This window comes from Plantactinospora sp. B6F1, assembly GCF_040120695.1.
Classification (GTDB): domain Bacteria; phylum Actinomycetota; class Actinomycetes; order Mycobacteriales; family Micromonosporaceae; genus Plantactinospora.
The window spans coordinates 42,531-68,010 of the sequence record NZ_JBEEAC010000033.1 but is presented as its reverse complement, the minus strand read 5'-3'; the positions used below and the strand labels follow the sequence as shown (position 1 = coordinate 68,010).

18 protein-coding genes, 2 tRNA genes, 1 other RNA gene and 2 pseudogenes are annotated in these 25,480 nt (G+C 69.4%); 10 read left to right on the top strand and 13 right to left on the bottom strand.

Annotation, left to right across the window (positions count from 1 at the left end):
- A pseudogene (locus ABNF97_RS28420) lies at positions 1 to 123 on the top strand (IS5/IS1182 family transposase); the annotation flags it as partial.
- 70 nt (positions 124 to 193) lie between these two features.
- Positions 194 to 1,675 carry a multicopper oxidase family protein gene (locus ABNF97_RS28415; protein ID WP_349340416.1) on the top strand — a complete coding sequence of 494 codons (1,482 nt, stop codon included), beginning with the start codon at positions 194 to 196 and terminating at the stop codon, positions 1,673 to 1,675.
- 91 nt (positions 1,676 to 1,766) lie between these two features.
- Here the strand turns inward: ABNF97_RS28415 and ABNF97_RS28410 are convergent, their stop codons facing one another.
- From ABNF97_RS28410 to ffs, 9 genes are all read right to left on the bottom strand, one after another.
- Positions 1,767 to 2,888 (bottom strand): oligopeptide/dipeptide ABC transporter ATP-binding protein, encoded by a 1,122-nt coding sequence (locus tag ABNF97_RS28410; protein WP_130465490.1) that lies wholly within the window; start codon positions 2,886 to 2,888, stop codon positions 1,767 to 1,769.
- Entirely contained in the window at positions 2,885 to 4,006 is a 1,122-nt protein-coding gene (locus ABNF97_RS28405) for an ABC transporter ATP-binding protein (protein WP_349340415.1), read from the bottom strand. The genes ABNF97_RS28410 and ABNF97_RS28405 overlap by 4 nt, the downstream gene beginning before the upstream one ends.
- Positions 4,007 to 4,012: 6 nt before the next feature.
- The gene (locus tag ABNF97_RS28400; RefSeq protein ID WP_130465492.1) at positions 4,013 to 4,990 is read right to left on the bottom strand and encodes an ABC transporter permease subunit; all 978 of its coding nucleotides are present in this window, start codon (positions 4,988 to 4,990) and stop codon (positions 4,013 to 4,015) included.
- A gap of 166 nt (positions 4,991 to 5,156) precedes the next feature.
- A complete protein-coding gene (locus tag ABNF97_RS28395) occupies positions 5,157 to 6,161 on the bottom strand; it encodes an ABC transporter permease subunit (RefSeq protein WP_130465494.1) in 1,005 nt (334 codons plus the stop codon).
- A gap of 114 nt (positions 6,162 to 6,275) precedes the next feature.
- A complete protein-coding gene (locus ABNF97_RS28390) occupies positions 6,276 to 7,943 on the bottom strand; it encodes an ABC transporter substrate-binding protein (protein ID WP_130465495.1) in 1,668 nt (555 codons plus the stop codon).
- A 238-nt stretch (positions 7,944 to 8,181) separates the two neighbouring features.
- On the bottom strand, positions 8,182 to 8,775 hold the full coding sequence (recR, locus tag ABNF97_RS28385; protein ID WP_130465496.1) for a recombination mediator RecR: 594 nt from the start codon (positions 8,773 to 8,775) through the stop codon (positions 8,182 to 8,184).
- 11 nt (positions 8,776 to 8,786) lie between these two features.
- Positions 8,787 to 9,095, bottom strand: coding sequence for a YbaB/EbfC family nucleoid-associated protein (locus ABNF97_RS28380; protein WP_349340421.1), 309 nt, complete (start codon positions 9,093 to 9,095; stop codon positions 8,787 to 8,789).
- 201 nt (positions 9,096 to 9,296) lie between these two features.
- Positions 9,297 to 11,882 carry a DNA polymerase III subunit gamma and tau gene (locus ABNF97_RS28375; protein ID WP_349340414.1) on the bottom strand — a complete coding sequence of 862 codons (2,586 nt, stop codon included), beginning with the start codon at positions 11,880 to 11,882 and terminating at the stop codon, positions 9,297 to 9,299.
- Between the two features lie 191 nt (positions 11,883 to 12,073).
- Positions 12,074 to 12,163: signal recognition particle sRNA small type (gene ffs, locus ABNF97_RS28370), an RNA gene on the bottom strand.
- An 85-nt stretch (positions 12,164 to 12,248) separates the two neighbouring features.
- Between ffs and ABNF97_RS28365 the strand changes: the two genes are divergently transcribed.
- Both ABNF97_RS28365 and ABNF97_RS28360 read left to right on the top strand, forming a co-directional pair.
- Positions 12,249 to 12,333: transfer RNA gene (locus tag ABNF97_RS28365), tRNA-Ser, on the top strand.
- Between the two features lie 928 nt (positions 12,334 to 13,261).
- Positions 13,262 to 13,546 carry a MerR family transcriptional regulator gene (locus ABNF97_RS28360; RefSeq protein WP_130465499.1) on the top strand — a complete coding sequence of 95 codons (285 nt, stop codon included), beginning with the start codon at positions 13,262 to 13,264 and terminating at the stop codon, positions 13,544 to 13,546.
- A gap of 146 nt (positions 13,547 to 13,692) precedes the next feature.
- Here the strand turns inward: ABNF97_RS28360 and ABNF97_RS28355 are convergent, their stop codons facing one another.
- Positions 13,693 to 16,134, bottom strand: coding sequence for an HAD-IC family P-type ATPase (locus ABNF97_RS28355; protein ID WP_130465500.1), 2,442 nt, complete (start codon positions 16,132 to 16,134; stop codon positions 13,693 to 13,695).
- Positions 16,135 to 16,289: 155 nt separating this feature from the next.
- On the opposite strand from ABNF97_RS28355, the gene ABNF97_RS28350 reads away from it, so the two are divergent.
- Complete coding sequence (locus tag ABNF97_RS28350) at positions 16,290 to 18,074, top strand: sensor histidine kinase (protein WP_349340413.1); 1,785 nt, start codon at positions 16,290 to 16,292, stop codon at positions 18,072 to 18,074.
- A gap of 59 nt (positions 18,075 to 18,133) precedes the next feature.
- Here ABNF97_RS28350 and ABNF97_RS28345 read toward each other — a convergent pair whose 3' ends face one another.
- Complete coding sequence (locus ABNF97_RS28345) at positions 18,134 to 18,949, bottom strand: hypothetical protein (RefSeq protein WP_349340412.1); 816 nt, start codon at positions 18,947 to 18,949, stop codon at positions 18,134 to 18,136.
- Between the two features lie 168 nt (positions 18,950 to 19,117).
- On the opposite strand from ABNF97_RS28345, the gene ABNF97_RS28340 reads away from it, so the two are divergent.
- The 4 genes and pseudogenes from ABNF97_RS28340 to ABNF97_RS28325 all read left to right on the top strand — a co-directional run.
- Positions 19,118 to 19,630, top strand: coding sequence for a hypothetical protein (locus ABNF97_RS28340; RefSeq protein ID WP_502930560.1), 513 nt, complete (start codon positions 19,118 to 19,120; stop codon positions 19,628 to 19,630).
- A gap of 101 nt (positions 19,631 to 19,731) precedes the next feature.
- On the top strand, positions 19,732 to 20,376 hold the full coding sequence (locus ABNF97_RS28335) for a flavin reductase family protein (protein WP_349340410.1): 645 nt from the start codon (positions 19,732 to 19,734) through the stop codon (positions 20,374 to 20,376).
- A 154-nt stretch (positions 20,377 to 20,530) separates the two neighbouring features.
- Positions 20,531 to 21,901 (top strand): glycoside hydrolase family 18 protein, encoded by a 1,371-nt coding sequence (locus tag ABNF97_RS28330; RefSeq protein ID WP_349340409.1) that lies wholly within the window; start codon positions 20,531 to 20,533, stop codon positions 21,899 to 21,901.
- A 30-nt stretch (positions 21,902 to 21,931) separates the two neighbouring features.
- Positions 21,932 to 22,246, top strand: a pseudogene (locus tag ABNF97_RS28325) (NUDIX domain-containing protein); the annotation flags it as partial.
- A gap of 142 nt (positions 22,247 to 22,388) precedes the next feature.
- On the opposite strand, the gene ABNF97_RS28320 reads toward ABNF97_RS28325, so the two are convergent.
- Together ABNF97_RS28320 and ABNF97_RS28315 are read right to left on the bottom strand one after the other, a co-directional pair.
- Positions 22,389 to 22,871 carry a hypothetical protein gene (locus ABNF97_RS28320; protein ID WP_349340408.1) on the bottom strand — a complete coding sequence of 161 codons (483 nt, stop codon included), beginning with the start codon at positions 22,869 to 22,871 and terminating at the stop codon, positions 22,389 to 22,391.
- 350 nt (positions 22,872 to 23,221) lie between these two features.
- Positions 23,222 to 23,346: transfer RNA gene (locus ABNF97_RS28315), tRNA-Ser, on the bottom strand.
- A gap of 413 nt (positions 23,347 to 23,759) precedes the next feature.
- Here ABNF97_RS28315 and ABNF97_RS28310 point away from each other — a divergent pair.
- Positions 23,760 to 24,650 carry a DUF4231 domain-containing protein gene (locus ABNF97_RS28310; protein ID WP_349340407.1) on the top strand — a complete coding sequence of 297 codons (891 nt, stop codon included), beginning with the start codon at positions 23,760 to 23,762 and terminating at the stop codon, positions 24,648 to 24,650.
- Positions 24,651 to 25,480: the final 830 nt, after the last annotated feature.

Genomic DNA, 25,480 nt, shown 5'->3' with positions numbered 1-25,480 from the left:
AAACAGCTCAAACAGCACCGCGCCGTGGCCACCCGTTACGACAAGCTCGCGGTGCGGTACGAGGCCACCGCCACCATCAGCATGATCGACATCTGGCTCCGGAGACTCGAACGGCACTTATGACACACGGCCTAGCTGCGGTTGGGGTGATCCTCCTGATCCGCAACCTCGACCGACAAAGCATGATCACCTTATGCACCGCAGAAAGTTTCTCCTGCTAGCCGCCCTGCCCGCCCTCGCGACCGCCTGTGGCTCGGGCGCCCGGACGGACGACCTCCGCCCGCAGGGCACGTTGACGTTCGGGAACCGGCTACGCATCCCGCCGTTGGCCAAGTCGACCGTCGACGCCGCAGGGGTGCGGCGGTTCGAGTTGGCCATGCAACGCGGCCAGAGCGAGCTGCTGCCCGGCAAACCGACCGCCACCTGGGGCTTCAACGGACCGCACCTCGGCCCGACGATCCGGGCCCGGCGTGGCGAGACCGTACGGATGGCGGTGACCAACCGGTTGGGCGAGCTGAGCACCGTGCACTGGCACGGGATGCGGCTGCCCGCCAAAATGGACGGTGGACCGCACCAGCCGATCGTTCCGGGTGCGACCTGGACCCCGCAGTGGACGATCGACCAGCCGGCCGCCACCTCCTGGTACCACCCGCACGTGCACGGGTCCACGGCCATGCAGGTCTATCGGGGACTGGCCGGGATGTTCATCCTCGACGAGCCGGGCGGCCCGCCGCTGCCGGAGAGGTACGGGGTCGACGACGTCCCGCTGATCCTCCAGGACAAGCGTTTCACCCCGGACGGCTCCCTGGACGGCGATCCGCTGAAGGGGACCTTCGGCATCCTCGGCAACCACATCCTGGTCAACGGCACCTACGACCCCTACCTGGAGGTCAGCACCGAACTGGTGCGGTTCCGCATCCTCAACGGCTCGAACGCCCGGATGTACCACGTCAGGTTCGCCGACCGCCGCCGGTTCCACGTCGTCGGCAACGACGCCGGCCTGCTCGAAGCCCCGGTCGAGCTCGACCAGGTGTCGCTGACCCCCGGCGAACGGATCGAGATCGTCGTACGGTTCTCCGCCGGCGAGCAGGTGGTGCTCTCCAGCGTCGGCGGGTCCGCGGACATCGACGCCGGCGACTTCGACGTGCTGAAGATCGTCGCCGCGCCACGGTTGGCGGCCTCGCCCGCGCTACCCGCCCGGTTGGCGGAGAACCGGGTCGAGGTACCCGCCGACGCCCGGGTTCGACGATTCCGGCTCAACGGCCATGACGCCATCAACGGCAAGGAGATGGACATGTCCCGCATCGACGAGGTGGTGCCGGCCGGCGCCCGGGAGATCTGGGAGATCGAGAACAACGTCTACGCGCACAACTTCCACATCCACGAGGTCGCGTTCCGGGTCCTGGACGTGAACGGCGGGCCGCCACCGGCCTACGCCAGCGGCCCGAAGGACACCGTGTACGTGCCGGGAAAGAGCAAGGTACGGCTCGCCGTCCAGTTCGGTCAGCACACCGACCCGAGTACGCCCTACATGTACCACTGCCACATCCTCCGGCACGAGGACTCCGGCATGATGGGGCAGTTCGTCATCGTCGAACCCGGCACCGAGGCTCAGGTACCACGGACGATCGCGGGTGCCGACCACGCGCACCACGGCTCCGCACCCGGGAACTGACCGGGGCTGCTGCCGCATCGACGCGACACCGGCAGCGGAGCTGACCGCATCGGCGGCGGGCGAGGAACTCGTCCCGCCGCCCGGAGGCCACCTAGACGAACGAGCCCGGCTCGCTCGGCGCGGAGACGACGCCGGGCGCCTCGCCCTCGTCCTCCGGCCGAACGATCTGCACGCTCACGCTGTGCGGTCGGATCTCGCCGCTGGCGATCTGCTCCGCCCAGTGGCAGGCCACCCGGCTCTCGCCGATCTCGCGTAGCGCCGGCCGCTCGTCGGCACACCGGGTCGGCTGCGCCCAGGGGCAGCGGGTGTGGAAGCGGCAGCCGGCCGGCGGGTTGGCCGGCGAGGGCAGGTCGCCGGCGAGCAGGATCCGCTCCCGACGGTCCTCCAGGTCCGGGTCCGGCACCGGCACCGCCGACATCAGCGCCCGGGTGTACGGGTGCAGCGGCTCCCGGTAGAGCCGGTCGCTCGGCGCCTCCTCCACCAGCGCACCGAGATACATCACGCCGACCACGTCGGAGATGTGCCGCACCACCGCCAGGTCGTGCGCGATCACCAGGTAGGTCAGCCCCAGCTCGTCCTGGAGTTCGTCGAGGAGGTTCACCACCTGGGCCTGGATCGACACGTCCAGCGCGGAGACCGGCTCGTCGGCGACGATCAGTTCGGGGCCGAGCACCAGCGCCCGGGCGATGCCGATGCGCTGCCGCTGCCCGCCGGAGAACTCGTGCGGATAGCGGGACAGCGCCCACTTCGGCAGCCCGACCGCGTCCAGGGTCTTGGTGATGATGTCCCGCCGGGCCGCCCGGTCGGCACCGATCCCGTGCGCCTGCAAGCCCTCGACCAGGATGGACTCGACATTCTGCCGGGGGTCCAGACTGGACATCGGGTCCTGGAAGATCATCTGCATCCGGCGGCGCATCGTCCGGAGCCGGTTCGGCGGCAGCCTGGTCAGCTCGACGCCGTCGAAGTTCACCTGCCCGCCGGTCGGTCGGGTCAACTGGAGCAGTGCCCTGCCGAGCGTCGACTTGCCGCAGCCGGACTCGCCGACCAGCCCGTACGTCTTGCCGCGCGGAATGGACAGGTCGACCCCGTCCACCGCCTTGACATGCCCGACGACCCGGTCGAAGAGCACTCCCCGGGTGATCGGGAAGTGCACCTTGAGATCCCGGACCTCGACCAGGTTTCCGGACTTCCCGGTGGCCTGCACGTCGGTCATGCCGACTCCTCCTCGCCCGGAGCGGGCAGCTCCGCCCGCTCTTCCACCGGCCGTTCCCCGGGCACCGTCGCCTGCGCCGGAACGACTCCGGCCACCGCCGGCTCCGCGGCGGCCGCCGAAGCGGGTCCGGCCGGCCCCGCGCCGGCCGGCGGCACCGGGTTGACGCACCGGTACGTCCGGTCGGTGTGGGTCAGCGCGAGCTGCGGCGGCTGGCCGAGACACGCCTCCACCTGCCGGTCGCAGCGGGGCGCGAAGGCGCACCCGTCGGCCCAGGGCAGTACGTCCCGGACCGAGCCGGGGATCGGGGAAAGCCGCTCGCCCCGGCCCACGTCCAGGCGCGGAATCGACCTGAGCAGCCCCACCGTGTACGGGTGCCTCGGCTCGGTGAACAGCGGCTTGCGGCGGGCGGTCTCCACCACCCGGCCGGCGTAGAGCACGTTCACGGTGTCACACATCCCGGCGACCACACCCAGGTCGTGGGTGATCATCACCAGGGCGGTACCGGAGTCGCGTACCAGGTCCTTGAGCAGTTCCAGGATCTGTGCCTGGATGGTCACGTCCAGCGCCGTGGTGGGCTCGTCGGCGATCAGCAGCCGGGGACGGCAGGCCACCGCGATCGCGATCAGCGCCCGCTGGCGCATCCCGCCGGAGAGCTGGTGCGGATATTCCCTGAGCCGCCGCTTCGGGTCCGGGATGCCGACCCGGTCCAGCAGGTCGGCGGCCTCCTTGCGAGCCGCGTCGCCGCCGAGCCCACGGTGCCGGGCCAGCACCTCGGTCACCTGCCGGCCGATCGGGATGACCGGGTTGAGCGAGGAGAGCGGGTCCTGGAAGATCATCGCGATGTCCCGGCCCCGGATGTCCCGCATCGCCCGCCGGTCGACCCGGAGCAGGTCGGTACCGTCGAAGTCGGCCCGGCCCTGCACCGAGATCCCGGGCTGCTGGGGCAGCAGACCCATCAGCGCCAGCGAGGTCACGCTCTTGCCGCAGCCGGACTCGCCGACCAGGCCGACGACCTCGCCCGCGTTCACCGAGAACGAGACCCCGTCGACCGCCCGCACCGTACGCTTTCCGCGCTGACGGAACGTGACGGAGAGATCCTGCACATCAAGCAGTGCCATGACTGATCACTTCCGCAGCTTCGGGTCGAGGGCCTCGCGCATCGCCTCACCGAGCAGGGTGAAGCCCAGCGCGGTGATGATGATCGCCACGGCCGGATAGATCGCCAGCGCCGGCCGGATGCCCAGGTACGGCTGCGCGTCGGCGAGCATCACACCCCACTCCGGAATCGCGGTGTCCGGGTTGCCGAGGCCGAGGAAGGAGAGCGCGGCCGCCTCGATGATCGCGGTGGCCAGGGTCAGCGTTGCCTGCACGATGACCGGGGCCAGCGAGTTCGGCAGCACGTGGCCGAGCGCGATCTTCGACCGGCGTACCCCGAGCGAGGTCGCCGCGAGCACGTAGTCGCTGTTGGCCTGGGCGATCATCGCCCCGCGCAGCAGCCGGGCGAAGACCGGCACCGAGACCACACCGACCGCGATCATCACGGTGGTCAGGCTGGCGCCGAGCAACGCCGCGATGCTGACCGCGAGCAGCAGGCTGGGCAGCGCCAGCATCATGTCGATGAGCCGCATCAGCATGGTGTCGACCCAGCGCCCCCAGCGCCCGCCGAGTCCGGCGGCGGCACCGGCGACACCGCCGATCAGGGCGCCGATCGCCAGACCGATCAGCGTGGCGACCACGCCGACCAGGAGGGTCTGCCGGGCTCCGACGATCAACCGGCTGAACTCGTCCCGCCCCTGGTGGTCGAAGCCGAGCCAGTGCTCGGCGGAGGGGCCGGGGATGATGCCCTGGCCCGACTTGACCAGACCGTCCCGGATCCCGACCGTGTCGGTCGGCCCGTACGGCACGAAGAACGGCCCGACGATCGCGACCAGCAGGAAGATGCCGAGTACGACCGCGCCAGCGATCGCCGCAGGGTTGCGTCGGAGCCGGCGGAACGCCTCCTGCCAGAGGCTGACGCCGCGTTCCTCGTCCCGGGCCGCGGAGAGTTCGCCGAGCCGGTCGAGCTTCTCGGCCTTCTTCCTGGCCCGTTCGGTGATCGTCATCGGGCCCACCATCCGTTCGCGACTGCGGGGCTCGCAAGCTCACTCCTCGCGCTCACCCGAGCCTGCCTTCCGTTCGCGACTGCGGGGCTCGCAAGCTCACTCCTCGCGCTCACCCGAGCCTGCCTTCCGTTCGCGACTGCGGGGCTCGCAAGCTCACTCCTCGCGCTCACCGGACACGCACCCTGGGGTCGATCAGGCTGTACGAGAGGTCGACCAGCAGGTTCACCAGTACGAAGAGCACGGCAATGATCATGATGAAGCCCATCAACACCGGATAGTCCCGCTGGCTGATCGCGTCCGCGATGAACGCCCCGATGCCGCTGAACGCGAAGACGGTCTCGGTGAGTACCGCGCCGGAGAGCAGACCACCGGTGAGCAGGCCGATCGTGGTTGCCACCGGCAGCATCGCGTTGCGCAGCACATGCCGTCGGCGTACGACCCGCTCGGTCAGGCCCTTGGCCTCGGCGGTCCGGACGAAGTCCTCGCTGAGCACTTCCAGCACGCTCGCCCGGGTGATCCGGACGATGATCGCCAGCGGGATGCTGGCCAGGGCGAGGCCGGGCAGGACGAGGTGCCAGAGCGCGTCGGCGGCGGCGTCCCACTCGCGGGTGAGCAGCCCATCGAGGACGAAGAAGTTGGTGACCCGGGTCGCGTCGATGGTCGGGTCCTGCCGGCCGCTGGCCGGGAAGAGATGCAGGTTCTCGGCGAAGATCGCCTTGAGCACGTACGCCAGGAAGAAGACCGGGATGCAGACACCGATCAGCGATCCGCCCACCGAGAGGTGGTCGAGGAGCCGGCCGCGACGGCGGGCGGCGAGGTAGCCGAGCGGGATGCCGACCGCGATCGCGATGACCAACGCGGTCGTGGCCAGTTCGAAGGTACCCGGGAAGCGTTGCAGGAACTCGGTGGTCACCTCGCGCTTGGTGGAGATCGAGGTGCCCAGGTCGAGCCGGAACATGCGCTGCATGAACCGGCCGTACTGCACCAGGACCGGCTCGTCCAGCCCGAGGTTGTCCCGGATCGCGGCGCGCATCTCCGGGGTGCCACGCTCGCCGAGGATCGCGGTCTCCGGGCCGCCGGGCAGCCGGTGCAGCCAGATGAACAACAGGATGGAGAGCCCGAGAAGCGCGGGTATCAGCTGCAACAGGCGTCTGACGATGAACCGGAACACTGGCGACCTCTGGCGGGGTGCGGAGGGTCGCGCGGGCGGGCGCTGGGCTGACCTCCGGCCGGGGTCTACCGGCCGGGATCAGGGCGCGCCCGCCCGCGGTCCCTCTTCTCTATGTCAGGACTTGAACTCGGCGGTGGCGTACCGCTCGTCGGTGAGCGGGCTCGGCTTGACCCCGGTCACGTCCTTACCGAACACGATCGCCGGCGGCGAGTGCGAGATCGGCACACCCGGCAGGAACTTCATGATCTCGGCGTTGAGCTCCTTGTAGAGCTCGTACCGGGCGGCGGCGTCCGCGGTGGTGTCGGCCTTCTTGAACAGTTCGAAGAGGGCCGGGTTGTTGAAGCCCCACTCCGGCTTCTGCCGGTCGAACATCGTGCCGATGAAGTTGTAGCCGTCGCCGTAGTCACCGGTCCAACCCAGGAAGTGCAGGTCGTGCTCGGTGCCCGTGGTGGTGGCGTTGAGGTAGTCCGGGGTCCACTTCAGCGGAATCGGCTGGATCTTGATGCCGGCCGCCTGGAGGTCCGCCGAGAGAAGCTCGAAGAGGTCCTTCGGGTTCGGCATGTACGGCCGGGTGACCTCGGTCGGGTAGTGGAACCGCAGCGTCAGGTTGCTGGCGCCGGCATCGGCGAGCAGCTGCTTGGCCTTCTCCACGTTGTAGTCGTACGTGGTGACCTGCGGGTTCCAGCCCTCCACGGTGTCCGGCATGAACTGGGTGGCCACCTTGGCGCCCGGGGGGAGCTTCGAGTCGACCAGCGCCTGCCGGTTCAGGGCGTATGCGATCGCCTGCCGGACCCGGATGTCCTTGAGCTTCGGGTTGCCGCCGTCCTGGTTGATAGCCAGGTAGAGGATGTTGAACGCCGGACGGGTCAGCATGTTGAAGCCCTCGTTCTTCAACGGCTCCACGTCCGCCGGACCGACCAGGTCGTAGCCCTGGATGTCGCCGGAGCGCAGCGCCTGCTTCCGGGCGTTCTCGTCGGAGATGGTCTTGAAGATGAGGGTCTTCAGCTTGGCCTTCTGCGCGCCGCTGTACTCCTCGTTCCGCTCCAGGGTCAGCGTCTTGTTGGCGATGTCCCAGGACTTGAACTTGAACGGACCGGTGCCGGTCGGGTGCTCCATCGCGTACGGCGGGTACTGGATGTTGTCGGCGCTACCGCCGATGTTGCTGGCCTGGTACTCCTCCAGCGCCTTCGGGCTGTGGATGGAGAACGACGGCAGCATCAGCGCGGCCGGGATCTTGCTGGAGACCCGGGTGAAGGCGAGGTCGACGGTGGTCGGGTCCTTCGCCGTGCACGACTTGAAGAGGCTCTGCGGCAGGTCGTCCCGCTCGTTGGCGGCGAAGCCACCCATCACGTCCTGCCAGTACGGCGTGACGTCCGGGCTCTGCATCAGACCCTTGGCGTTGTACCAGCGGTTGAAGTTGACACATACGGCGTCGGCGTTGAAGTCCGTGCCGTCGTGGAACTTCACACCCGAGCGGAGCTTGAAGGTCCAGACGGTGCCGGTCGCGTCCGGGGTCCAGCTCTCGGCCAGGCTCGGCGTGATCTTGGTGCCGCCCTCCTCGGGGCGGACCAGGGTCTCGAAGATCTGACGGGCGACCCGCAGCGACTCGCCGTCACTGGCCAGGCTGGGGTCCAGCACCTTCGGGTCACCGGCCACGCCGAAGACCAGGGTGTCCTTCTCACTTGCGCCCGAATCGCCGCGGTCGCTCTCGGCACAGCCGGCTACCGCGAGGGCCGCGACCGCTACGGCCGCGATGGCGACCTTCGGTCTTGGTGCACGCATGGTGCTTCACCTCGTCCTGTGGATACGACAAACGCGGTGACGGGGGCCACCGATGGCGAGACACTAGCCGTCGCGCGGACCGGGCGGAAACGGGCCGCGAATGGGTTGGTACCGGATCGTGTCTTTACAGTCAGGACACCAGCGACAGAGCGTCGCGCATGGTCAACAATCGAGGCCTTTGTCCGGCTCTGGATATGCGAATTTGTTACATCACCTGTCGGGCTGTTCACCACCGATGTCAGACAGCGCGGCGACCTTCGAAGGCGCGGCCCAGGGTGATCTCGTCGGCGTACTCCAGGTCGCCGCCAACCGGCAGACCGCTGGCGAGTCGGGTCACCGAGATGCCCATCGGCTTGACCATCAGGGCCAGGTAGGTCGCGGTCGCCTCGCCCTCGGTGTTCGGATCGGTGGCCAGGATCAGCTCGCGCACCGAGCCGGTGCCGAGTCGGGCCAGCAGTTCCCGGATCCGCAGGTTGTCCGGGCCGACACCCTCCAGCGGGTTGATCGCGCCGCCGAGCACGTGGTAGCGGCCCCGGAACTCGCCGGTCCGCTCGATCGCCACCACGTCCTTGGGCTCCTCGACCACGCAGAGCACCTCTTCGGTGCGGCGTGGGTCGCGGCAGACCCGGCACTGCTCGGACTCGGCGACGTTGTAGCAGACGGTGCAGAACCGCACCAGCTCCTTGACCCGGCGCAGCGCGGTGGCCAGCCGGGTCACGTCGGCCGGATCGGCCGAGAGCACGTGGAACGCGATCCGCTGGGCGCTCTTCGGACCGACCCCCGGCAGGCGTCCCAACTCGTCGATCAGATCCTGGATGGCACCCTCGTACATCGCGGGGTGGCTCAGAAACCGGGCAGGCCGAGGCCGCCCATGCCGCCGGTGACCGGGCCCATCTTCTCCTCGGTCAGCTTGCGTACCTCGTCGTGGGCGTTGTGCACCGCCGCCAGGACGAGATCCTCCAGGGTCTCCACGTCCTCCGGGTCGACCGCCTTCGGATCGATCTTGACGGCCTTGACCTCGCCGGCACCGGAAATGGTCACGGTGACCAGCCCGCCCCCGGCCGTACCGGTCAGCTCCGCCTCGGCCAGCTCCGCCTGCGCGGCGGCGAGCTGCTGCTGCATCTTCTGCGCCTGCTTCATCATCTGCTGCAGGTTGGGCTGTCCACCCGGGCGCACGGCGACTCCTCGGTTGCGGAAACTGGTCGCGTCCAGCCTAGTCGGACCGGTCGCGGCCGGCTCGACGCCCCGCGGCCGTCCGGCTCGACGCCCCACAGCCGGCTGGCTCGACGCCCCAACCGGGTCGACGCCCCGCGACCGGCCGGCCGTCCGGCTGGTCGGCGAGCGGCGAGGACGTCAGTTGAGATCGACCTCGCCGATCCGTTCCGCCCCGAGGGTCTGCTGCAGCAACTGCACCGCCTGCTGCTCACTGGTCTGCCGGGCGGTCCGCTCGTCGATCACCTCGTCGAGGGGCTCGTCGCCCGGGTCGAAGCCCTCGTAACCGATCGACGCCGGCTGCGGGCGCGGGCCGTCGTAGTCGGGGTCGTAGGGCGGCTCGCCCGCCCACTCCGGGTCCGGCGTCCGCTCCGGAGCCGGGGTCGGTTTCGGTCCACGGCCGGCCGCCGCCGCCCGGGCCGCCGCGAGCCCGGAACCGACCGCGCCGCCGCCGGCCCCCGCGCCGGTACGCACACCGCTCACCGCACCGACTCCGTCGCTGCCTACGCCGGGAGCGGCGAATCCGCCGCTACCGGCGGCCGAGGACCCGTTACCGCCGCTCGGCCCGCCCCTGCCCGCCGACCGGGCACCGTTGCCGCCCGGCGCCCCGATGCCGTTGGTACGGCTACCGGCACCGCTCGGACCGCCGTCGGGGGCCGGAGTCCCCGGCGCTCCGGCTGCGGTGCCGGTCGTGCCGGCGGGACCGGTGCTGCCGGGCGGGGTCGGCTCCGGCCAGTCGTCGTCGGCCGAGCCGCTCGGTGCGACGCCACCGGGACGGGCCGGTTCCGGCCAGTCGTCGTCATCGGCGCTGGACGGCGCACCGCCACCGGCGCTGCCCGAGCCGGATCCGCCGGCTGACCGCTCCCGACCACCGGCTGACCGCTCCCGACCACCGGTCGCACCCCGGCTGCCGCCGGCGGAGGCGGAGCCGGTGCCGCCCCGGGGCGGGGCGCCGTTCGGGACCGGGCCGCTGCCGGTGGACTGGCGGGGCGGGGCGCCCGGTGCCGGCCCACGCTGCTCGCCGGCCACCTCGCAACGGATCTGCCAGCGCCCGCCCAGTTCCTCGTAGAGGGCGTCGGTGAGCACCTCGGAGGCGTTGGCGAGCATCTGGGCGAGGACCGGGGACTTGACGGTCAGCACCAGGGTGTCGCCGTCGAGGTCGCGTACGACCGCGTCGCGCATCAGCGCGGCGATCCGCTTGTTGCTGCGGTTGACCATACCGACGACGTCGCCCCAGACCCGGCGTACGGCGGCGGCGTCCAGTTCGCCCGTCGGCTCGGTACCGGCCGGCACCGGATCCGGGGTGGCCGGGTCGGGCATCACCGCCTCGGGCGGCACCGGACGCCGGGCCGGTGGCTCCGGGGCGGCGGCCGGCGGCGGTACGACCACCGGTCCGGCCGGTGCCTGGCTCGGCCCGGGTGCGGCGGCGTCGCGTACCTCCCGGGCGGGAGCGGCCGGGACGGCGCTGGCGGTGGCCGGCGGAGCGGAAGCGGTCGCGGGGGCCGTGCCCGGGTCGACGGCGGTCGGTGGGCGGATGGCGGCGGCCGGCGGAGCGGCGTCGCCGGAGAGGGTGAGCCGGCGCTCCATGCGTTCGAGGCGTTGCAGCAGGCTGCCGGTGGAGTCCTCGGCGCCGGGCAGCAGCATCCGGGCGCAGATCAGTTCGAGCAGCAGTCGCGGTGCGGTGGTGCCACGCATCTCGACCAGGCCGTTGTGCACGATGTCGGCGCACCGGGACAGCGTGGCCGGGCCGAGTCGTTCGGCCTGGGCGGCCATCCGCTCGATCTGGTCGGCCGGGCCGTCGATCAGGCCCTTGGCGACCGCGTCCGGCACCTGGCGCAGGACGATCAGGTCACGGAGCCGTTCGAGCAGGTCAGAGGCGAACCGGCGCGGATCGTGCCCGGCCTCGGCAACCCGGTCGATGGTGGCGTACGCGGCGGCGCCGTCCCCGGCGGCCAGCGCGTCGCACATCTCGTCGATCAGGGCGACGTCGGTCACCCCGAGCAGGGCAACCGCGCGGGAATAGCTGACCCCCTCCGGGCCGGCACCCGCGATGAGCTGGTCGAGCACCGAGAGCGAGTCCCGGGCGCTGCCGCCGCCGGCCCGGACCACGAGCGGAAAAACCGCCGGCTCGATCTTGACGCCCTCGGCCGAGGCGAGCTGCTCCAGGTAGGGCCGGAGCACGCCCGGCGGGATCAGCCGGAACGGGTAGTGGTGCGTCCGCGACTTGATCGTGCCGAGGACCTTCTCCGGCTCGGTGGTGGCGAAGATGAACTTGACGTACTCCGGCGGCTCCTCGACCAGCTTGAGCAGGGCGTTGAAGCCCTGGGTCGAGACCATGTGCGCCTCGTCGATCACATAGATCTTGAACCGGCTGCTGGCCGGGGCGAAAAAGGCGCGTTCGCGCAGTTCCCGGGCGTCGTCCACGCCACCGTGACTGGCCGCGTCGATCTCGATCACGTCGATCGAGCCGGCCCCGTCGGTGGCCAGGCTCTTGCAGGAGTCGCAGACCCCGCAGGGCTCCGGGGTCGGCCCCTGCGCGCAGTTGAGCGAGCGGGCCAGGATCCGGGCACTGGAGGTCTTGCCGCAGCCACGCGGGCCGGAGAAGAGGTAGGCATGGTTCAACCGGCCGGTACGCAACGCCTGGGACAGCGGCTCGGTGACGTGCTCCTGGCCGATCACCTCGGCAAACGTGCGGGGCCGGTACTTGCGGTAGAGCGCCAGTGCCACTCGTCCCGCCTCCTCTCGACCGGGCCATTCTCCACCCGCCGCCGCGCTGCCGAGTGCCAAGGTTGTCACGCGCCCCCGACGATTTCCACGTCGACCACCCGTTCGCCGACCGGTGGGCGGCGAGGGAGCCCGTAGGAGGCGGGCGGTGGGCGGTCTGGGTAGGTGGCTGCCAGGGACGCTCAGCGGGAAGACAAGGCCCCCCGTGCACCCGCCAGAGCTCGCTTATCCTTGCTGCCTTCCGGCCCTGGGGAGGTTCACGAGGTGACGCCACACGGGGGGTGCCGCCAAGTGTACCCGGCCGCTCGCGGGATCTTCGGGGGACCGGCCGGGGTGGGCGTACGGCGGGGAGCCTGTATCCTGTCGGACGGAGGATTCGCCTAGAGGCCTAGGGCGCACGCTTGGAAAGCGTGTTGGGTTCACACCCTCACGAGTTCGAATCTCGTATCCTCCGCTCGCCTGAGCAGCGCAAACGCCCGGCAGATCCTCGCGGATCCGTCGGGCGTTGATTTTGAGGCCGCAGTTGACCGCCGGCCACGGGTTCCGTCGGGACGTCGACAGGCCGTCAGTATCGAGGCCCCGACCAACTACTCGTGCCGAGGCCGCTCGACGAAGCCACTCTTTCAGCAAAAGAGCACGATCTTGCCCGGCGGCGGCGTGGGTGGGGCGGATGGCGGGTGGGCGGGACAGCGGTCTGTCCGTCGCGCCCGGTGGCAGGCCGTGGCGGGGTTGGGCCAGGTGCGTTGATGATCTTTGCTCGACGGCAAGCTGGGCGCGGCCTGCGAGCAAATCTATGTGTTAAGTAGTAGATATTCTCGCCGACAGCGGCTAGTCTTCTTCAGGTCAAGGGTGAAGAAAAGACGCTGACGCAGCCGCCCCACCCGAGGGCGGAGGGGCAGGGCCGAGGATCGTTCCGGCTCCGCTCGGCAAGTAGTTGGTAGGTAGTGCCCGGACGTGATCCACGACCGGGCAGTGACAGCGGGTGGGGCCGATGTGGGATTCAGGGCCGCACCCGAGGTGAGGGACGTCCGTCGCACGTGTGCGGGGCCATGAAGTCGCGTGGGGCTCCGACACCGGCGGACAGCACGGAAGTACGACAGAGGAAGTCAGAGGAAAGGGAGGGCTCGCACACCGTTGGATCGCCCGCTGCCGGCCGCAGTGCCGGGCTGGCGCGGACACCGCAGCTTCCATCGAACGAGAGGTGGTCTCCGGTCACGCTTATGCGATCCTCGCACCCGCTCCCGTCACGCACGGGCGGTGCGGATACGACAAGCCGGCAGCTCTGCCGGTAGATGGTGTTATCGACCCGTAACCCCTGGGCCCCGGCGCTTTCCAGCGCCGGGGCCCTCGTGATGGAGGTTTCATTGGCCCAAACCGACGACATGCTCGACGACGAGGACTATCCGGCATACACGATGGGCCGCGCGGCGGAAATCGTGGGTTGCCCGCCGGATTTCCTGCGCCGGCTCGGCGAAGCGAAACTGATCGACCCGTACCGCTCCGGTGGCGGACACCGCCGCTACTCCCGCTATCAGCTGCGGCTGGCCGCGCGGGCGCGGGAGCTGTGCGACCAGGGCACCGACATGGCGTCCGCCTGCCGCATCATCATTCTCGAGGACCAGCTCGCCGAGGCCCTGCGACAGAACGAGCGCTACCAGCAGGGCTGACCGCACCCGCCCGGGCGGCGCGCCTGGAACGACACGAAGACCGCACGGTCCCTCCCGCCAGGGCAGGGACCGCCCGTCGTTCCTGTGCCGCCAATCAGTCCAGTTTCGAGGCACCGCCCGCTGGCGAGTAGGCATCGGAGAGGTTGTCAGCGCGCTTCCCGGCGTACCGCCGGGTTGTCGGCACCGGTGCGGCGCAGCGCGACCCGGACCAGTTCCAGCAGCGTTCCGGCCGCGACCGCCAGCCCCGCCGCCACCACCGGCGCCGTCGTCCCGACCAGGCTCAGCTGGAAGAACTCCTGGAGGAACGGCACCACCAGGATGGTCAGGAACGCCAGGCCGAGGGCGAGCACCAGCAGGATCCGCCACCAGGTGTACGGCCGGGCGATGATCGCCACCACCCAGAGCCCGACCAGGAACAGGGTCAGCGTCGCGGCCGAGGTCTCCGCGGCCAGGTCGCCGTCGTAGACGCTCCGGGCGAACAGGTACGAGGTGATCGTCGCCGCCATCGCCACCGCCCCGGACGGTACGGCGAACCGCAGCACCCGGCCGACGAAACCGGGCCGGGCCCGCTCGTGGTTCGGGGCCAGCGCCAGAAAGAACGCCGGGATGCCGATGGTCAGCGACGAGATGATGGTCAGATGCCGGGGCAGGAACGGGTACGGCACCTGGCTCAGCACCACGATCACGGCGAGCAGCACCGAGTAGACCGTCTTGGTCAGGAAGAGGTTCGCGACCCGCTCGATGTTGCCGATCACCCGCCGTCCCTGCGCGACCACCGCCGGCAACGCGCCGAAGTTGTTGTCGAGCAGCACGATCTGGGCCACCGCCCGGCTGGCCGGACTGCCCGAGCCCATCGCCACCCCGATGTCCGCGTCCTTGAGCGCGAGTACGTCGTTGACCCCGTCCCCGGTCATCGCCACCGTGTGCCCGGCGCCCTGGAGCGCCGCCACCATCTCCCGCTTCTGCTGCGGCCCGACCCGGCCGAAGACGGTGTTCCGGCGCACCGCCTCGGCGAGTTCCACCGGATCGGTGGGAAGCTCCCGGGCGTCGACCGGATGCTCGGCGCCGGGCAGCCCGAGGCTGCGGGCCACCGCGCCCACCGAGAGCGCGTTGTCGCCGGAGAGGACCTTCACCACCACCCCCTGCTCGGTGAAGTAGCGCAGCGTCTCTGACGCCTCCGGCCGGAGCCGCTGGGCGAGCACCACCAGCGCGACCGGGTGCAAGGAGGGCCCCCCGCTCATCGTTTTCTGTTGTATAGGGGGCCCTTCCAAACACATCAGCCGGTGCGGCGCGTGCGCATGCGGGGTGTTGGCGCCGGCCCGGGCCAGCAGCAGCACCCGCAGGCCCCGGGCACCGTACGCGTCGACCTCGGCCAGGGTCGGATGCCCGGCCGGCAGGAGTACGTCGGGGGCGCCGAGCCGCCACTGCGCGCTGATCCCGTCCGGGCTGGTGAGAGTGGCCCCGCCCCACTTCCGGGCGGACGAGAACGGGATCCGCTCCCCGATCCGCCACGCCGCCCTCGATCCGATGCCGTGCGGCGGCGCCGGGTACGCCTCGACGATCGCCCGCAGGCTGGCGTTCGGCCGCTCGTCGGCCGCGCCGAGCAGACCGAGCAGCTCCGACACCGGGGCGGTCGGATCGAGCTGGCGTACCTCGGAGACCGTCATCGCCGCGTCGGTGAGCGTGCCGGTCTTGTCCAGGCAGACCACGCTGACCCGGGCCAGCCCCTCGATCGCCGGCAACTCCTGCACCAGGCAGCGCCGCCGGCCGAGCCGGATCACCCCGACCGCGAACGCCACCGAGGTGAGCAGGACCAGCCCTTCCGGCACCATCGGCACCAGCCCGGCGACCATCCGTCGGATCGCCTCCGGCAGGTCGTCGGAGTTGACCAGGTACTGGCTGGCGATCAGGGCCAGTCCGGTCGGGACGATCAGCCAGGTGACGAACCGCAGGATGGTGTTGAGCCCGCCGCGCAGCTCCGAGTTGACCAGCGTGAACCGGCTGGCCTCCTCGGTGAGCCGGGCCGCGTACGCCGCCCGGCCGACCCTGGTGGCCCGCATCGCACCGGCACCGGCGGTGACGAAACTGCCGGAGAGCAGCGGGTCGCCGACCCGCTTCACCACCGGATCGGCCTCGCCGGTCAGCAGCGACTCGTCCACCTCCAACTGCTCCGCCTCGACCACCACCCCGTCGACCGCGATCTGGTCGCCGGATCCCAGCTCGATCAGGTCGTCCAGGACCAGGTCGGCGGAGGTCACCTCGACGGCCTGACCGTCCCGGCGTACCACCGGACGGGCCGCACCGACGATCGCCAGCCGGTCCAGGGTGCGCTTGGCCCGCAGCTCCTGGACCACCCCGATCAGGGTGTTGGCGATGATCACACCGCCGAAGAGGGCATCCTGGATCGGGCCCACCGCGAGGATCACCCCGAACAGCACGCCCATGATCGCGTTGATCCGGGTGCAGAGGTTCGCCTTGACGATTTCCCCGACGCTCCGCCCGGACCGCACCGGTACGTCGTTGACCTGTCCCGCGGCGATCCGCTCGGCGACCTGGGCGGTGCTCAGCCCGGCCTCGGTTGTCAGCATGGCCCGAAGCTACGAACCCGGGCCGTCGATCGGCTGCGCCCGATCGTCAGCCGCCGACCCTGACCTTTCTCAGGGTCGGCGACGCCGATATTTCCGGGTCGGCGGGGCGGCGTCCCGGATCGTCGGGAGCGGCGCCGCTGCGTACCGTCGGAACGGTGCGAGCCGTGGCGCAGGCAGACCGGATCGGCCGCGAGCTGCGGCGTTACCGGGCCCTCCTGCTGGACGTACTGCTCTGGGCGGCGCTGGCCGCCGCCGTTGCCTGGTCCTGGACCGGACATCGGGCGTACCCGGTCGGGCTGCTGCTCGGCGGCCTGGCGCTCTGGGGTGGCGCGGTCGCGGTCCGGCGACGCCTGCCGCTGATCCCGCTCTTCGCCGTGGTGCTGCTCTGCACGGTGGACGGGAACTACTGCCTCGGCCTGCCGCTGGTCAGCTACCTGCTCGGCCGGCGGATGGACAGCACCTGGCCGGCGGCGGCGAGCTACTGCGCGCTGGCGGTGCTCGGCACCCCGCTGGTGTTGAGCTGGTCCGGCTTCGTGGACTGGGCGACGATGGCCGGCGCGCTGGTCTACGCCGGACTGTTTCCGTGGCTGGTCGGCCGCTACCGGCGGCAGCAGCGGGCGCTGATCGCCGCCGGTTGGGAGCGGGCCGAGCAACTCGAACGCGAACAGCGGATGCTGACCCGCGAGGTACGCCTCCGGGAGCGGGCCCGGATCGCCGAGGACATGCACGACTCGCTCGGCCACGAACTGAGCCTGCTCGCGCTCCGGGCCGGTGCGCTGGAGCTCTCCGCCGATCTGGACGAGCGGACCCGGGCGGTCGCCGGGCAACTCCGGGCCGGCGCGGCGGCCGCCACCGAGCAGCTTCGGGACATCATCGACGTACTCCGGGACGACGCCGCACGACGGATGACGGGACCGGATCCGACGGCCGGTCCGGTACGGCCGGCCGGCGGGGACATCGCCGACCTCGTACGCCGGGCGCAGGCCGCCGGGATGCCGGTGCGGCTGCACGACAGCCGCCCGGCCGAACCGCTGCCGCCGTCGACAGGGCGGGCCGTCTACCGGGTGGTGCAGGAGTCGCTGACCAATGCCAACAAGCACGCGCCCGGCGCGGCGGTCCGGGTCCGGCTCGAAGCCGCCGGCACCGGGGCGGTCCTGGTCAACGTCACGAACGCGCGGCCGCCCGGTGCGCCGCGGTCCGCGCCGGTCTCGGTCCGGGGCGGGCGCGGCCTGGTCGGGCTCCGCGAGCGGGTACGGCTGGCCGGCGGCACCCTGCGCACCGGCGCGCGGGACGGCGGCTTCGAGGTGGTAGCCCGCCTGCCCAGCCACGCCAGCCGCCCCGCGACGGCAGCACCGGCGGATCCGCTCTCCTCCGCCAGCCGGAGCAGGGCGCCGAGCGGGGCGTCCCGGACGTCCGGCCCGCCGCCAATGGCCGCCGCCGCCAATCACCGTCACGGCCCGCCACTGGCGACCGGGTCCGCCGCCGAACAGCGTCACTGCCTGCCACTGGCGACCGGGTCCGCCGCCGAACAGCGTCACTGCCTGCCGTCAGCAGCCGGGTCCGCCGCCGAGCAGCGTCGGCGGGTGCACCGGGAGGCTCGGCGGGGACTGGTCGGCGCGGCGATGGTGCTGGCCACGTTCGCCGCGACGCTCGGCGGTGCCGCCCTCGGCTACTACCTCTACGCGACCAGCAACTCGGTACTCAGCCCGGAACGGTACGCGGCGCTGCGGGTCGGCCAGGACTGGGCCACCGCGATCCCGTTGCTGCCTCGCCGGGAGATGCTGGAACCACCCGACCCGGATCCACTGCCGACACCGGTCGACGCGGACTGCCGGTACTACCGCTCGCACGGGGACGTGCTCCAGCCTCGACTGGACGTCTACCGGCTCTGTGCCGCGCACGGCCGGCTGGTGGCGAAGGACCAGCTCCCGCCCTCGTGACCAGTTGTTCGTCACCAGCTTCGGCCGCCGACGGTGTCGTGTCGAGTGGACGTGTGGGGTCAGCGGTGTCGGACCCAGACGTTGGGTTCGACGTAGGTCCCCCGATCGGCGCCCAGGTCGATTCGGAGCGTGCCCAGACCGTCCGGGATGACGTACTCGCCGGAGTCGGGAAACTCCAGGCCGGTCCAGCGCTGCCATTCCGCCACGGTGCCGGTGATCACCTGCGACCGGGGTGCCGTCGCCAGGATCCGCCCGCCCAGCCTGACGTGGGTACGCAGCCACGGGTCGAACGGTGTGCCGTCCGGTCTGGTCCAGCCGGCGTACCGGTCGATCGGGGTGAGTGGATAGCGGGCCTTGCGGGTCGGCCGTACCGGGCAGATCACCCGGTGCTGCGCGGGGACGAGGTCACCGAGTGCCCGCAGCAGCTTTCCGGCCAGTCCCTGCCCCTGCCGGTCCGGGCGGACCTGCGCGGCCAGGATCGCCAGCGTGTCCGGCGAATGACCTGCGTCGTACGCGCCGAGCGCCCGGGCCAGCGCGTCGGTGTAGCCGGTCGGCAGGTCGTCGACGGCACCGCTCCAGCACAGCGGCACCGCCCAGCCGGCAGCCACGATGCCACCGCCGTTGCCGGCGTCGTTGTTGTCGTCGTCGGCGTCGGCGTCGTTGTTGCCGGCGTCGGCGTCGGCGTCGGCGTCGGGGGGTCGGTCGGCGTCGTCGAGGAGTACGAGTTCCAGTCCGGCGAAGAGTTCGCGGATCCGGCCGAGGAGTCGGGCGGTCCCCTGGTCGTGGAAGATGAACTCCGGCCAGCCGTCGCCGAGCCAGGCCAGTTCGCCGCTGGTTCGAGGCCGCGCGTGCAGGGGCTCGGCGATGATCACCATGGCTGGAATTGTGCCGGTGCGCTGCGCGCGGCGTAACCGACTTTGCTCGTACACATGTGCTATCCACAGGGTGTGGACGGCGGTCCACACCCCGACCAACCGGACTAATCAGGGATAAACTACGCTGTGCTCCCGGAGGGTTACATGGAGGCACGGAAAGTCGTACGTCTGGTGGCGGTACTCGTGGCGGGTGCGGTGGCGGTCTGTCACGCGTACCGGACGGTGTCGGACGAGCCGGCGACGACGCCCGGCTACGGGCCGGACGTCCTCCATCTCAGGGGCGTGCGCGACATCGAGTTCGGTGACACCGAGCAGGAGCTGCTCCGACGCGGTGAACTGCACGCCGAACCCGCCTCCGCCTGCGGCCCGCGCCTGACCGACCCGGCCACGGTCAGCCCGGTCTTCGCCGACGATCGGCTGGTGCTGCTCTGGGCCAGCCCCCCGGTGCGCACCCCGGAAGGGGTAACCGCCGGCACCCCAGTGGACCGGGTCGAGGCCGCCTATCCGGCCGCCACCCGGCTGACGGCGCCGCCCGGCAGCTACCGCTACGACGGGCTACTGGCGATGCAGGGCGACCGGGCCTACCTGTTTCTGCACGATGGACGGACGGTGCGGAAAACCGTCGCCGGCTACACCGACTACGCGAAGCGCCTCTTCGACGAGGGCTTCGGCACCTGCTGACCGCTCCGGGCCAGGGCCCGGGATCTGCGGGGCAGACCTGCCGGAACGCCACGTCCGATGCCCGCCAGCAATCGTCCGCCCCGGCCGGCGAGAGTTGCCGCATGCACATCGTTCCCGGGCTCAGGGTGCTGTACTTCGGCACCCCGGTGGTATTGATCAGTTCCCGTAACGAGGACGGCAGCGCCAATCTCGCGCCGATGTCCTCGGCCTGGTGGCTGGGCCAGTCCGGCATGCTCGGGCTGGGCAACAGCGGCCAGACGACGGCCAACCTGCGACGGGAGCGGGAGTGCGTACTCAACCTGCCGTCGTCGGCGATGGTCGACGCGGTGGACCGGATAGCGCTCACCACCGGAAGGCGGGACGTGCCGGCGCACAAGCTGGCGCAGGGCTACCGGTACGAGCCGGACAAGTTCACCCTCGCCGGGCTGACCGAACAGCCGTCCGAGCTGGTCCGGGCGCCCCGGGTCGCCCAGTGCCCGATCCAGTTGGAGTGCCGGGTCATCGCGGTACTGCCGATGGCGGAGCCGACGCCCGAATGCACCGCCTTCCAGGTCGAGGTACTCCGCGCGCACGTCGAGGAGTCCCTGGTCATCCCCGGTACGCAGTACGTCGACCCGCTGGGCTGGGATCCACTGATCATGAAGTTCTGCGAGTTCTTCGGCGGCGGCCGCAACGTGCACCCGTCGAGGCTCGCCGACGGCTGGCGGATGCCGCACCGGCTCCCGGCGCTGTCGACGTCTGAGTGATCCGACCAGGCGTCGTACCTTCGGTGCGATCCGGCGCGGCGCACTTGACCACCCCACATCGACGGCCCTACCTTTCAGGACACCGGAAACTTTCCTAACTGTTCTGCCGACCGCCGGTGTCCTGCCGACGCTCCATCCCCGTTCAGGAGTGCGTATGCGCGGATCTCTTCTCCGTCGACTCAGTACCGTCACCGCGGCCACCGCCGTCGCCGCCCTGCTCGCCAGCGTCGCCGTACCCCCGGCTTCGGCCGCTCCCGACGCGGCGTCCCGGCACGACGGCGGCCAGCGGGACGACTTCGTCAAGGTCGGATACTTCACCCAGTGGGGCATCTACGGCCGGGCCTTCACGGTCAAGAAGCTGCACGACTCCGGCGCGGCCAGCCGGCTGACCCACCTCAACTACGCCTTCGGCAACGTCAGCCCGGACGGTCGGTGCTACGTCGACGGCGGGCCGGGCGAGGGCGACGCCTGGGCCGACTACCAGCGGCCGGTACCGGCGCAGGAGAGCGTGGACGGCGTCGCCGACACCTGGGGCGAGCCGCTGAACGGCAACTTCGGGCAGCTTCAGAAGCTGAAGGCGCTGCATCCCGACCTGAAGGTGCTGATCTCGCTCGGCGGGTGGAGTTGGTCGACACACTTCTCCGACGCCGCGCTGACCCCGGAGTCGCGGCGGACGTTCGTCGCCTCCTGCATCGACCTCTACCTCAGGGGCAACCTGCCCAATCCGGACGGCAGCGCCGGTGGGCCCGGCTCGCTCGCCGGAGTCTTCGACGGCATCGACCTGGACTGGGAGTGGCCGGGTTCGCCCGGTGACGTCGACACGGTCCACCGGCCGGAGGACAAACAGAACTTCACCGCGCTCGTCGCGGAGTTCCGCCGCCAGCTCGACGCGCTCGGCAAGCCGGCCGGGAAGCACTACGAGCTGACCGCGTTCGTGCCCGCCAACCCGGCCGCGATCGACGCCGGGTTCGAGGTACGGAAAATTTTCCGGCACCTGGACTTCGCCACGGTCCAGGGCTACGACTTCCACGGCACCTGGGAGCCGATCGCCAACCAGCAGTCCGCGCTGCGGGTACCGGCCGGTGCGACCGAGCCGGACTTCGCGGTCGACCGCACCGTCGACGCCTGGCTCGACCGGGGCGCCGAGCGCCGCAAGCTGGTGCTCGGCATCCCCTACTACGGGCGCGGCTGGACCGGGGTGACCGGCGGCCGAAACGGCCTCTTCGGCATCTCCACCGGCGGCGCCGCCCCGGCCACCTTCGAGCCCGGCTACGAGGACTACAAGGTGCTGAAGACCAGGGTCGGCAAAGACGGCTTCAGGGTCTACCGCGACCTCCGCGCCGGGACGGCATGGCTCTACGACGGTACGACCTTCTGGACGTACGACGACCCGGCCGTCGTACTCCAGAAGACGCTGTACATCCGCGCGGAGCGACTGGGTGGCGCGATGGTCTGGTCGCTGGACGGTGACGACGAGCGGGCCACCCTGACCAGGACCATCGACCTCGGCCTCTGGACGCCATAGCCGAAGGCGTACCCGCTCTACTGGTCAGGTGCGGCAGCCGGCCACCTGCGCAGCGGGGAGAGCTACGAGAAGGGGGCGAGACGGGAACTCAAGGAGGAACTCGGCATCGAGGTGCCCCTCGAGTACGTCGGCAAGTTCTACTCGGTGCCCGATCGGGAGATGGTCGGCATCTTCCTCGGCTCGTACGACGGACCCCTGCGGGTCGAGAAACACGAGGTCGAACGGGTCGAGCACTTCAGTCCGGAACGTCTGGCGGAGAAGTCTGCGGACATGCGGATCACGAGCTTCGTCGAACGCGCGCTCCCGCTCATCCTTCCCCGCCTCAAGCGCCCGGACGAACGCTAGGGCAGCCGCCGTCCGTGATCAGTGCCGGCCGGCCCATGCCCGCAGAGCAGGCCGAGCGCATAGATCACGAGCGGCCCGCCCGCTGCCGGCGAGGCAGTGGACGGGCCGCAGCCGCCCCCGTGATCAACTTGAGGTCAGGTCGTCATGCCCTGCCCTTGGCGTACGGCGTGCAGGTGGTGGAATTGCCGACACAGATCCTGGAGTAGACCGTGTACCCCTCGGCGATGTTGCCGCTGCCGTCCGGGGTGCCCAGGTTCAGTTCCCGGTTCTCCCCGATGTCCACGGTAAAGGTGTCCGTGTCAACGTGCTTGCCCGTGGTGTCGTAGACGACCACCGTGACCTTGCCCTTGGACGCCATACCGACCCTGACATAGACCCACAGCTTCTCGCCGTACGCCTGGAAGTGCACCTGATAGTCGATCTCCGACCCGGCGCCGACCTTGTTGAGCCAGGCCCACGTGTCGATGCCACCGGCGTCCTGGTTGGACGCCTGGGTCCTGGTGTACTTGTTGTAGGTGGCCGCCTGGGCGGGACCACCGGCGAGCAGGAGACCGACCACTGCGCACAGCGCCGTGATCGGCACCAGGAACCTCTTGCGGATTCCCCTTCCCGTTGAAAAGCGCACCAACTACCTCCAGCCATGTCGAACCCGTTGGGACGACCCAACGCGTGTTTGCGGACAACGGCGACCAGTGTGCGGAGCCGCATGTGCAACACGGTTGAAGGATCATTGAAAGCGCTGGTCAGGCCATGGTTGGCGCGCATCGTCCGGGCCGCCGGATGGTCCCGGGCGGCGGGGCGCGTGCGAGACGCTCGCCCCGCCGCACCGGGATCACCGAGCTGGCTGCCGGACGGACCCGCCTGACACGGGTGGTTGCGCGTTGCGGGAACACCGACCGCCAGGTCCGAATCCCGTCCATTCAGCCGAACGCCCGGCAGGTCGGAAACGACCTGCCGGGCGTTTCGCCTGTTCAATGGCGGTGGTGAAGGGATTTGAACCCTTGGAGGGCGTGAACCCTCACACGCTTTCGAGGTCTGCCGGCCAGCGTCCATCGTCCACCAAAGGCGTCCATGACCTGCCGCAATAGCCAACACCGACCAGCGCCGGACGCTCCTGAACACGCCCGAATGAGACGAAGAAGATTCGTCCAAACGGGACGGTCATGCGCGTCGACGTGCCTGGTTGCCGTGCGGAGGCGTCCGTGGAGGTCCGGAGTGGCGATCCGATGCAGGCCAGGATCGGACCCACCATGGCCCGACGCTCGGGCACAGACTCGGAAAGCGTGTTGGGGTTGAACCCTTAAGAATCTTGCCTGAATCCTCGCCGGTCCCGAGGGGCTGCGAGCGGCGCGCTGTGGGAAGTGCCGTGGAACGACCCCCAAGGCCACACACCTTGATCGAGCTGATCATCAAGGTCGCGCATCCTACCGTAGCCAAGTGATCACTTAAAGTAGTAGGTCAAACACTCGACCGATAATTGACAGCCTTCTATCCACTACTAGAATTTCGTTATATGGGCACGGTGCCGATGGAGCGCGGAACCGCAGCAAAGCCATATAGGGCCACCATTCAGGACATCGTCAACCAGCCTGAAAAGGACTGGAGTCCGGTCTTTCTGAAGAGTCAAATCGCTTCCGCAGAGGAACGCCTTCACCTCCAAGGAATCTGGCTGAGGATCGGCAGAGCCTGGGCTATCCTCGGCAACATAGCACTATGGACTATAACTGTCCTGACGGATATCCTGCAGTGGCAACGAGCCGCGCCTATGGTTCCGATCTTGTATGGCGCGGCGATAGTCTCTACGCTCGCTTCTCCCGTTGTCGTGTATCAACAATATAAGAGGGTGCGCTCAAATCGGCTCGGAATCAAAAAGACGATACTCATCCTCCGCGAGAAGCAAACGCAACAAGATGGGTACACCGAGGAAGCTGGCAAAGGAACACTGGTTAGGCAGCGTCGATATCGGGACGACATGCCGGACATCATCGCACAGATGCGGGAACAAGCAGGTCGACTCCGCTCCACTCACAATAGATACCAGACAGTAATCATTGTCGGTTCGATACTCGCCTCGGCGATAACTACTGCTTCGGTATCCTTCGACGTTACTAGATGGGTAGCGGTGGCGGTTACGGCCGCCGTCGGGCTATCTGCCGGCTTTACCGGATACTACAAGTTCCACGAGAATAGCTACAACCTTCAACAGACGGCCGACTCGATTGAACGCGAGTATGAGGCAGTTGAGCTCCGCGTTGGACGATATGCAAAGCTAAATGACGCAGACGCCTACTCGTTGTTCGCGGAAACCGTAGAGCGCTTGCGTGACGAGCAGAACAAGCGCCAGCAGCAACTCGATCAGCCAGTCGAGACGAAGCGCGAAGACACGCCTACAACAACGGCCTAATGAGCCATTCGAATGTTGGCTATTCAGCTTATCGGCGTTTCAGCTTTTGCAATAGTTCTCATCATCTCATTTGTGGCCACCCGGCAAGCCGATAATGGCGGAAGCCGTCGAAGGTCGATGCTCAGCGTCCTCCTGGCCGCAGGGACGGTTGTTCTCCTGGCTGGGATTGCCTTACTCTTGCTGCCTTAGGCCGTTTCCGCCAGCGGTGCTTCTGTAACAGGTCACCAGGCACACAACCCACGATTCCGTCTCACTGAATCCACATGAGCCTCAATATATGGAGAGCCACCGGAAGCGCCGAAAGAACTGTCGCAAACTACGGAGGCCATCGACGGGCCGTTGAACCACCTCATCGCACGACTAGGGCTTAGTGCGAGTAGCCCATCCGACGAACCGTATGAACAACGCGACCATGTCAGGTCCCGGCCCAGGGTTGAGGTTGTACGGATCTTTGATTGCCTGAACAGCGCGCCGGTCAAGTAAACGGATAGCCTGCTAGATTCGTTTCGGAACTCGTCGATGAGAGAAAGGCGGGCCGGTTCCGCATGGCCAGGGGCGCCGCAGGATCGGCAGAGCCAGATTGGTCGGATGGACATATGAGGTTGTACGACGAGTGATGATCGACGGGCGAACAATAGGTGCACCGGCACAACGTCGTCATCGCTACTGACTTGCTGGCATGGACACTGGCACCGCCAGTCCCGAAGTGGAACCGCCGAATTGCGGGCCGGGTCCGTCTCGATGCAGTTGTGTCTGCTGTCCCCGACGGCCAAGGCAGTGACGCAACGAACGCATAGACTGACAGGAACTGACATGTTACTTATGGCTGA